Origin of the sequence: Stieleria sedimenti (assembly GCF_025060895.1) — a bacterium.
Taxonomy (GTDB): domain Bacteria; phylum Planctomycetota; class Planctomycetia; order Pirellulales; family Pirellulaceae; genus Stieleria; species Stieleria sedimenti.
The window spans coordinates 18624-29319 of sequence record NZ_JANZKV010000016.1 but is presented as its reverse complement, the minus strand read 5'-3'; the positions used below and the strand labels follow the sequence as shown (position 1 = coordinate 29319).

The 10696-nt window shown below is 60.8% G+C and carries 5 protein-coding genes; 2 read left to right on the top strand and 3 right to left on the bottom strand.

The genetic code is table 11. The annotated features are described in order from the left end of the window. Window positions 1-34 precede the first annotated feature (34 nt). Both NZK35_RS03050 and NZK35_RS03045 read right to left on the bottom strand, forming a co-directional pair. On the bottom strand, window positions 35-4342 hold the full coding sequence (locus NZK35_RS03050; protein WP_259631127.1) for a PVC-type heme-binding CxxCH protein: 4308 nt from the start codon (window positions 4340-4342) through the stop codon (window positions 35-37). 425 nt (window positions 4343-4767) lie between these two features. Next, the gene (locus NZK35_RS03045; RefSeq protein ID WP_259631126.1) at window positions 4768-5787 is read right to left on the bottom strand and encodes a glutamine synthetase beta-grasp domain-containing protein; all 1020 of its coding nucleotides are present in this window, start codon (window positions 5785-5787) and stop codon (window positions 4768-4770) included. 794 nt (window positions 5788-6581) lie between these two features. Between NZK35_RS03045 and NZK35_RS03040 the strand changes: the two genes are divergently transcribed. Beyond that, window positions 6582-7157 (top strand): hypothetical protein, encoded by a 576-nt coding sequence (locus tag NZK35_RS03040; protein ID WP_259631125.1) that lies wholly within the window; start codon window positions 6582-6584, stop codon window positions 7155-7157. Window positions 7158-7397: 240 nt separating this feature from the next. Continuing rightward, window positions 7398-8978, top strand: coding sequence for an NfeD family protein (locus tag NZK35_RS03035; protein WP_259631124.1), 1581 nt, complete (start codon window positions 7398-7400; stop codon window positions 8976-8978). Window positions 8979-9217: 239 nt separating this feature from the next. Here NZK35_RS03035 and NZK35_RS03030 read toward each other — a convergent pair whose 3' ends face one another. Next, window positions 9218-10663, bottom strand: coding sequence for an SAM-dependent methyltransferase (locus NZK35_RS03030; RefSeq protein ID WP_259631123.1), 1446 nt, complete (start codon window positions 10661-10663; stop codon window positions 9218-9220). Between the last annotated feature and the right edge of the window lie 33 nt (window positions 10664-10696).

The following is a 10696-nucleotide window of genomic DNA, read 5'->3' as shown; positions in this document are numbered from 1 at the left end:
TTGGGCTAAAGCCTGCACACTAACGACTCGCACATCACTCGCTGACGAACGTCACCTGCTCGCTGCGAATCGTGATCGATTCGGGCAAGCCCCTGCCGTCGATTTGCAACAACAGGGTGTGCTTGCCCGGCGAAAGCTTGATCGGATCGGCAATCGTCCCCGCCGGCTGACCGTCGATCCAGACGTTCGCCCGATCGAGGTTGTCGATCGAAAAGGTGGCGGCCGTGTCCGAGCCGACCTCGATTTGAGTCCGCAGGTAGAGATTGACCAGCGACGTGTGCCTGGGTTGGGCGGTGAGTGCTTGCAACGCCGCTTTCTCGATCTTCCCGCTCACGCGGGCCTGCAGCGGCTTCCAACCCTTGATCGGTTCGCCGGAAACGATCGCCTCGTTGCCCTGCTGTTCGATGCGGTGCGACCCGGCGAATACTTCCAAGACGCGGGCGACGGTCTGACGGCTGGCGTCGTACTCGCCGGGTTTTCCGAGCCGGGTCATGAAGCTGATCAAATCCAATTGATCTTGTTGCGAAACGCGATCGAGCAACCCGGCCGGCATCAGCGACTTGCCGGGTTTGACTTGAACGATTTCCGCCTCGGGAATTCGCACCAGTTTGTTCGACGCATCACGAAGCACCATCTCTTCCTCGGTGCTGCCCGATTCGATCCCGGAATACACCTGACCCTCTTCGGTCAACACGGTCACCGCGTGGTAGTTTTCTTTGATCTTGGCGTTCGGGTCGAACAGCGACTCGATGATGTAATCGACCGGAGCGCTGGCGCCCAAGCTGGTCATGTCCGGTCCCACTTTGCCTCCCACACCGCCGATCGCGTGGCAGGTGGCGCACTGCAGACTGCTGCGGCGGTAAATCATTTCGCCGCGCGCGGGGTCGCCCTGGAGCGTCACCAGTTTTCGCAGTTCCGCGCCGCGCTCGGGTGACCATTTGTCCGCAGTCATCGTCAACCCGCTCATCGGCATCAACGCGTCGATCAAGGATTGCGCGTTGCGACCACTTTCCCCGGCCGCACGCACCCCGGCGCGGGCGGCGACTTCCGAAAGACCCTCGGTCGGCAACGACCCCGTCAGCAACGCTTCACCCTCTTCGGCCGACAACATCGCTCGCCAAAGTGCGAGCGCCGCTTGTTCGTCTTCGATGCCGGCCAACGTGTCATAGAAAGGCTGAACGGCCAGCTGCGGGTCGGTGCCGGCGAGTGCCCCAACCAACGACGACTTGATCGCCGGCGATGCATCCTCGCGAACCAGCGACAGCAACGCCTCGGCCGCCGCCTGTCCGCCACAAGATCGCAGCGCCGCGATGGCTTTGACGCGTGTGGCGGAATCGAGTTGCCCGTCGGCGGCGAGATCGGCCAACGTGGGGATCAGTTTGCGAAGCTGCCAGGCACCACTCAGCTCGATCGCCGCGGCCTGGACCTGCGAATCCGAACTCGACAACAACGGTTTCAACTCGTCGGCCGGCTGGCCGACCAGTTCCGGTTTCAGACGCCGCAATCGTTTGGCATCCTGGAGTGCTCCGAACGCTTTGGCAGTCGCGGCGGGTTCCAACTGGTCGCCGATCGCTTGCCGATACAGGATCCCCAGTTCTTTGGGGCTGCCCGCTTTGGCGATCAGATTAATCCATGGCCCGCCACCGTCGCGCGGGATGGGGTGGTTGGCGAGAAAGGTGCCCAGAAACTCAGTCGCCTTGGCCGGCTCGACGCTGGTCAGAACATACTCGAGCTGCTTTTGGTTCTCCGCCGTGCTCCACCTCGGTTTGCGAAGGTCCTTGATCAGGGCGGCCGAGTTTTCGTCGACGTTCAAGAACAAGGCGTGATCGATGAATCGGTCAACCGGATGATCGAGCGCCCGCAGCGAAAGTCGGATCGCGTCGACGTCGCCCAGTTTTGCCAAACCACGCACCGCTTCCAGCCGAACGCGCGGGTGCGAGTCAACGATCCGCGCGGCAAACCATTCCATCGCTTGTGCACGTTGGATGCTTGCGGTCGGGTCGGTCGGATCGGACCAGTCGGCCAACATCCGCGTCGCGGCGGCGCGGACGGAGCCTGCTGAATCGCCCAGCAACGTCTGCAACCACGCGACATCCGGCTTGCCGACCGACGCCGAGAGACGCACGGCAGCCAATCGATCTTCGGATGTTGTGGCCGAACTCCACACCCGATTCAACTTGGCCGCGGTGTCGTCGCCGCGCTCGATCAAAACACGACGCGCTTGATCGGCCAGATAACGATCGCCAGAGTAAAGATTGGTGATCAACGATTCGATCGACTGGCTGGTCAAGTCAACGGGCCGGCGCAGCGGTCGGCCCTTGGCCGTGACACGCCAAATCCGACCGTGCCAGCGATCGCGTCGCGGATCCCGGAAATCGACTTCGCCGTGATTGATGATCGGGTTGGACCAGTCGGCGATGTACAGCGCCCCGTCGGGACCTTGTTTGATATCGATCGGGCGAAACGTGCTGGCGCTGGTGCGGATCAAATCGGCCTGCTGCGTCGTCACAAATCCCGCATCGGTTTCCGACAGCGAGAACCGCGTTACGCGATTGGCGCGAAAATCACAGGTGACGAAGGATCCTTGCCAGTCTTCGGGAAAGCTTTCGCCTTGAACAATCTCCCCGCCACAGAACTTGGGATAGTTGCCGGGGCTGATCAGATCCAACTGGCGTCGTGCGCCGGGGGTAGGATTGAAGGTCGCACCGGGAAAGACATAGGCGATGCCTGCGAAACCCGCCCCGTCGGTCATGAAGGAATTGCCGTGTGCATCGAACTGATGCCCCCAGGGGTTCCACAGACCGCGGAAGAAGATGTCCATCCGCCGGTTTTTGGTATCGAATCGAAATCCGCCACCGGCTTTCAGCCGCACCACGCCGTAGGGCGTTTCGGCGTCCGTCCGGGTGTACACCGATTGGTTCATGTACAACCGGCCGTCGGGACCAAACAGCAGCGTGTGCAGATTATGGTGGGTGTCTTCGGTACCGAATCCGCTGAGCACCCGCTCGCGGCGATCGGCCTTGCCGTCCCCGTCGGTGTCCTCGAGAAACAGCAAATCGGTGCTTTGGGCGACATAAACCCCGCCGTCACCGGGCGCCACACCGGTGGGAATCAACAACCCGTCGGCGAACACGGTCGACTTGTCCGCCTTGCCGTCGTGATCGGAATCTTCCAAGACCAAAATCTTGTCGGGCATGGCCTGACCGACTTCGATCATCGGATAGGCTTCGCTGCTGGCGACCCACAAACGACCTTGCGGATCAAAGTTCATGTGAATCGGTTTGTTCAACATCGGGTTTTCGGCCCACAACGAGACCTCCAAACCCTCTGCGACGACAAAGTCGGGCGTCGGCTGCGGCGTGAACTCCGCGTACTTGGATTCCAACCGTGGCGCGGGCTCTTCCACACCGCTCGCTTTCAACTGCCGCAGCGACGCAATTTTGGCTTCCTCCTGTTCGATCAACGGATCAAACTGGGGAATCTCGACGGCGTTTTGGCCTTGTTCATGTTTTCGAAATCCGAACACGTACGCCATGTTGGCCGGCCGCGAACGGTGGAACCAAAGCCGATTTTTCTCCAGGATCACACTCCTCAGCGGTTCGGTTTGCGGGCTGTCTTTCCAGACACCGCGATCGATGCCCAGCGAGGTTCCGATCGCAACCGCCACGGCTTTGTAGCCGTCACTGTTTAGGTGAACGGGATCCTTGCGCTGGCTTGCCGTGGTGGCGACGCCGGTCAGATCGACAAACTGACCACCGGTCTTGGCACAGAAATGTTCGATCAGTTCTGCGTACGCCGCAGCCATTTCAGGGGTCAACACGGAGGGCCCGACGGGTGAGATCGGGGAGAGGAACACGAAGCGGCAATCAGGATTGATCTGCCGGATCGTGTCGGCCAATCGCTGCAGGTCTTTCATGAATTTGATGATCGAATCATACTTTTCGATGTCCGTCGTTTGAGTCGAAGCCTGCAGTGCGTTTGCCATCCCGTAGCCCAGCACGGCAACCGTCGGCCGGGTCATTTCGAGTTGCTTTTGCAATTGCCGCCAGCCTTCACCCTCTGGTTCGCGGCCGGCCTGAAGCAGACTGAGTCCGAATCGCGAATCACCCGCCGGGGTGTCGCCGTTCCAACCGAGATTGCGATAGGTGACATCGGCATCGGGGAAGGCGGTGGTCAGCATCACTTCGACCCAGCCGAAGTACTGTTCTTGCTCGATCAGACCGTCGCCGATCAAGACCACCCGATCGCCGTCGCGAAGCTGCAGCGGATCATCGGCCGCCGCGGCGGGAGAGCCAGCCAGGGTGATGGCGGCTGAAAGAACCAGCAGGAGAGAACACGCCAACGAAGCAAAGGGTTCGCAGACGGAGAAAACACGAGGGCCAGACGAAATCATCGAGTCGGTCCGTGGTGGGAAGCAGCGAGAAAGGGTGTGACGATAGGAGGGCGGGGAGCAACCATTGTATCTGGACCACGGGGCCGATCCATTGGTCCGTCGGACGGATCGTCTGGCACCAGGTTCGCGACCCGTTGGTGTCCAGGCTTGAGCCGATCCTCGGTCGCTGCTCCGCAGCGTGTATGGGCGGCTCAAACCTGGACACCAACGGCTGCTCCCGCCTGCTAGCCGAATCCCTAGGCTGCCGGCGGGGCCGGCGAGGATGGCAAGCAAGATGCTTACCCCACTTCCTAATAAGAAAACCCGGCAGCGGATGATCCGCTGCCGGGTTCTGTATCGTTTCATCCACGGGTGGGAACCCGGGGCTTGACCCGCTAGGCGGGAACCCCTGCCGTTTTCACGGTCGCGATGATCGCGCTGGCGACCATGTACGGGTCGGCGTTGGAGGCGGGACGTCGATCTTCCAACCAACCCTTCCAACCGTTTTCGACGGTTCCGATCGGGATTCGGATGGACGCACCACGGTCGGAGACGCCGTAGCTGAACTTGTCGATCGATTGCGTTTCGTGCAGACCGGTCAAACGTTGTTCGTTGTCGGCACCGTAGACGTCGATGTGCTCCTTGATCCGCGGCTCAAAGGCCTGACAAATCGCTTCGTAAACCTCTTGGCTGCCACAGGTTCGCAGCGTCGTGTTGGAGAAGTTGGCGTGCATCCCACTGCCGTTCCAGTCGCCGGGGACCGGTTTGCAGTGGTAATTGATGCCGACGCCGTGGCTTTCCGCAACTCGATCCAGAATGTAGCGGCCCAACCAGACTTGGTCACCCGCGTCCTTGGCACCCTTGGAGAAGACTTGGAATTCCCATTGGCCCATCATCACTTCGGCATTGATGCCTTCGACGTTCAAGCCGGCTTCCAAGCACGTCTCGAGATGCTCTTCGATGATTTCTCGTCCCACCGCTTTGCCGTTGCCGACGCTGCAGTAATACGGTCCTTGGGGTCCGGGATAGCCTTCGGCGGGGAACCCGAGCGGCCGGTTGGTGCCGGGATCCCAGAGCGTGTATTCCTGTTCGAAACCGAACCAGAAATCACCGTCGTCATCGTCAATCGTCGCGCGGCCGTTGGTGCGGTGCGGCGTACCATCGGCGTTGAGCACTTCACACATCACCAAGTATCCGGTGCCCATGCGGCCCGGATCCGGGACGATTTTGACGGGTTTCAGCAGGCAATCCGATGCTCCGCCGGGCGCTTGCTCGGTGGACGAACCATCGAACGACCACATCGGGGCGTCTTCGACATTTCCACTGAAATTCTCAATAATCTTGGTCTTGCTTCTCAAGCTTTGCGTCGGCTGATAGCCATCCAACCAGATGTATTCCAACTTGCACTTGGTCATAAATCAGATTCTCCCTAGGTGAATCAAACGAGTGGACCTGGGAAAGCACGTGTCATTTCAAGTGCGACGTGCCTTCATGTAACAACAATGTCTACGTCTACCTAACGCATCCGAGATGGCGTTGCGAACCGGTCACCACGGTTCCAAGGAACCGCCCGACCATTCACTCCGCCATCCTGCCAGCGCCCAGTTGCAAGTGTGGTATCAACCGCCTCTGAGCAATTACCGACCTCGATCTTTCGATCGGATTACCGCGAGAACCGTGCTCCTTCTGTTCTACGGTGCCCCCCTGGACGGAACGCCGCCACGGTCAAATCAATGACGTGCCGCCGACCTCCCAGAGAACATACGATAACCGAACTCTTCTACCACGAAAGGGTCAATTCGTCACCCCGTAAGCCTGACTTTCGCGGGGATCCGAACACGAAAGTTGACCCGACCTCGCTGCTGCCCCGAGATCCCGACGGCCGCCGCCCCGCTTTGCAGGTCGTTGCGTTTCTAGCGTCACCGGGCCGCCAGCCGGCCGATGGACCGAAGCCGCTATGGACCGACGCCCACGTCCGCCAACAAGGGGCTGCATCGCACCCGTCGCTCGCTGCTCAGGCTAATCCCCTCGCCTTTAACCCACCCACAAGCCCCGGCTCGGTGTCTGCTGATCAAGCCAGCGGACACCCCTCCGGTTGCCCCACGCCCGCCAAACCCTCCCCGTCCCGGCTCTTCCGGCCAACCCTGGGGGGCGTTCTAATGAGTCACGGAATTCACCCCGTTTGCACTCCGGCACGACAAATCCGCCCATGTCACGAACTCCACACAATCCCTTCGAAACGGCCCCCGACCAGTTCGGCCGACCGGCCGCTGAGAGCAGCAAGACCTGGTTGTGGGTGCTCGGCATCGTCGCAGCCGTTTTTCTATTCGGAACCGTGCTCTGCTGCGGCCTGATGTTCTACGCCTGGGACCAGGCATCGGGCGTGATCGCCCAAGTGGCCGTGGAGGAATACGCCGATGACCCGATCCTGAAGGAGAAGATTGGCACGATCCAAAGCAGCGAGATGAGCTTGAGGGAGGCGATGAAGGAATCGACCAAGGACGAGACGATCACGGCGATGGTGTTCACCATCGAAGGCGACAAGGGTCGTGGCAAGCTGGTCCATCGCACCAACAATCAAACTCAGCAAGTGACCGTCAAACTGGTGATGGAAAACGGCGACGAGTTTGACCTGGAAGTCCCCGAAACGTTCGGCGACTTCGAAACCGAGCTGGAGGGTGACGGCGAACTGGACGGATCGGGAGAGCCCGAATCGATCGCCCCTGGCGAGACCCAAACGGAGCCTGAAGAGACCGTCGAAACCCCCGAAACAGACCAGCAGTGAACGGGCTGTTGATTGCATCAGCCGTTTGGCGCGAGCCTACGGGCCCCGATGCGTTTTCGTCGTGCGACAGGCCCGTACGCTGGCGCGAAACGGCTGATCGCCGATGGGATCGGATTCGAACAACGAGCCCCTGAACGCACCGGCGGACCGGCGGAGACGAAGTTGTGCCACTAGGCGGACTGTTTTGAGCCTACAATAGAGACTCGGTTTCCTCTGTCTCTCGTTGGTTTGAATTTCGCCATGGTTCGCCCAAGCTCTTTCTCTGTCCGATGTTCGACCCTGCTGCTCTCGATCGGGCTGGTACTCGGTGCGGTACCAGCCCCGATCCCCTCGGCCGCCCAGGATGCCGCTGCCGATCGAGAGACGGCCGAGGCCGCCAAGCCGGCCAAGCCGGCCGAGCGGTCGGCGGTGATCATTCCGCTGCACGAAGACATCAATCCGCTCAGCGGCGCACTGCTGAAACGCAAGTTTGCCGAGGCGGTCGATTCGGACGTCGACGTGATCATTCTGGACATCCACAGCCCCGGCGGGCTGGTCTACGTGACGTTCGAACTGATGGACATGATCTTGGACGCCAAGGACGTCGAGACGGTCGCCTTCATCCAAAAAGACGCCATCAGCGGCGCCGCCCTGGTCTCGCTGGCCTGTGACAAAATCATCATGCTGCCGGGGGCCCGCATGGGCGATGCCGGTGAGATCGTGATGGGTGCCGACGGGGCGTTTCGATACACCGAAGCCAAAAGCCGCAGCGTGCTGGCCCAGAAAGTCCGCGACACCGCCCGCGCCACCGGCCGCCCCCTGGCGCTGGCGGAAAAGATGACCGACAAGGACATGGTCGTGTTTCGCGCCGTTCACAAAACCGACGGCACCGTGCGATACATCAGCGACAAAGAATGGGAGTCGATGGAAAACGCCGACGAGTGGGAAAAAGGAAAACCGATCCGCGAAGCCGGCAAGGAAATGTTCTTCACCGTCAATGGCGCCCGCGCGGTCGAGCTCGGCATGGCCGACCAAACGGTCGAAAATGAATCCGAATTGGCCGATGTGTTGGGCGTCAAAACCCCGATCCCGGTGATGGAGCGGACCGGCGTCGATACCGCCATCATGATCCTCAACTCGGGCTTCGTGACCTTTCTGTTGTTGGTCATCGGCATGGTCGCGCTCGTGATCGAACTGGGTGCCCCCGGCATCGGCATCGGCGGACTGACGTCGCTGCTGTGTTTTGGACTGTTTTTCTGGAGCCGGTTTCTGGGCGGGACCGCCGGCTGGTTGGAAGTCACCCTGTTTGTCCTGGGCCTGATCTTCATCGGCATGGAGATCTTTGTGATTCCCGGTTTCGGCGTCGCCGGCGTGGGCGGACTGGGATTGATGCTGGGCTCACTGGTGATGGCCTCGCGGCGATTCCTCGTCCCCGGCAGTACGGAAGAACTCGCCAGCCTGGGCTGGGACTTGGCCACGGTCCTGGGCGCCTTCGTCGGATTCATGATTGCCATGCTGATCCTGGCCAATTACATCGGGGACATCCCCGGGCTGGGACGGCTGACGCTGAAACCCCAAATGGCCATGGTCGGAGCCGACGCGGGACCGGGTGAATCGGCCGACGCCGGTGCCGACGCCGGTGCCGCCGCCTTGCTGCCCGGCTGGCAACGCGTTTCGGTGGGCGATGTCGGAACCGCCACCAGCCCGCTGCGCCCGGGCGGAAAAATGATGGTCGATGATTACAGCGTCGATGTCGTCACCGAAGGCGACTTCGTGGACAACGGCACGAGCGTGAAAGTGATCGCCAAACAAGGCACACGGATCGTCGTCCGTCCGGTCTAACGCTCTGGCCTACGTTTAGATGCAGGCCGCGGAAAAGGGTCAGGTCCGAATGGCTTGGGCTGAAGCCTCAAGGGATTCCGCAATCGTTGGTGTTTAGCCTTTAGGCGATTCCCGGTCGCTGCGACGCAGCGACCTTAGGCGGCTAAAGCCCAATACCAACACTCACGCCCGTGCCATCCGTGGGCCAAGTAATCGTTTCACCGCTCCGCACCGAACACGCGTTGCAGCGTCACGTCGCGTCAGCTCAGATCCAGCACATCCTGACGGGCCGTCAAGAAACGGTACTCGCCGAGCGTCGGATCGTCGCTGCCGAGATAGTCCTGCGCCGTGTCGTTGCTGCAACCGACAAGACCGCAACTGCGAAGAAACGCTTCGGGGTCCGCCGGACCGTACACGAAACGCTCTCCGATCAATTCCATTCGATCGACGAACTCGTGAATATTCGGGTCGCAGGTTCCTTCATTGATGACCGCCGGCGTGACGCAGTCCATCCACAACACACTCTCGGGGTGTCTCATGCGTCGCCGGATCGACCTTAATAGACGTTGGTTCTGCTGCTCGTCGAAGTACATCGAACAGCCTTCATAAACAAACAACGTCAACGCGGTCTCGGAAAACGCAAAGTGGCGTTGCAACAACTCGCCCACGTCGTCCCGCAGGAAGTCCGCGGCGATCTGGTGTCGCTCCGGCGCCGCGGCGGCGCCGCCGAGTTGCGTTTCCAGCCGCTCGATGACATGTTGTCGCTCGGCCAACATGACGGGCAGATCCAGTTCAAACACCGTCACGCCGGAAAGTTCCGCCGCGCGGCGCAACGGCCGCATATCCAACCCCGCGCCGAGCATCACGAGCTGTTCGATACCCGGGATCGAGCGCAACACTTCGTCGCAATGCCGGGTGCGAGCCCCGACCATCGCGGCCAGTTGCGGCAACACCGTTTGCAATCGTTTCGCTTGCAACAAGCCGTGCGTTCCCGCGGCGACCTTGTCATGCGAGGCGTCGATTCGAAGCAGCCGTCCCTGGGAATCGGAGATCGTCGTCGATCCGGCCGGACGGTCCATGGCCCGCAACCCCGCGATGATTCGCGCCGATGTTTTCAAGTTCAACTTGGTCATCGTCGATCGCTCGCCGCCGCTTCGATGTTCAAGCAATCGCCGAGTCGCTTGGGCGAAGTAACGCATCACTGCGGTGGCGACACGCTCGCCGTCTTCGGACCAGAACTCGACGTTGATGGTTGCCAACACGACGCGTCCGGAAAAGTAGCGCGACTGGATCCGCCGAGCGGTTTTCGAATCGACACGGCTGACGCCGCGCAAATGGCTGGTGCTCGGATTTTCGTACTTGACGTCCATCCCGACCAACCACAACGACGCCGATTCGTCCGGACGCCCGCGGTGGATGCCGGTCAACGGCGTGCCGGTCAATAGCGTCGTCAACGCCATGCCACCGGTATAATCCGCCGAGAGTGAAATCAAGGCGGCTTGGTGTGTGCCGTGTTGATTGGTGGTCTCGATCGCCAGCGGCAGCACCGATTCGCAGAACCCGGGACCGACCCGGGTGATCTTCCAACCCGTCCAAGCCAGTACCGGCACCGCGCGGTGCAGCAGAGTGTTCATCAGTTCGGGATTAATACGATCCGCATAGTCTTTTTCCCAACTGATTTCTTTATCAGTTTCGATCACAGCCATTGTTGCCCCCATGTGGTGTGTGAAATCGAGAAA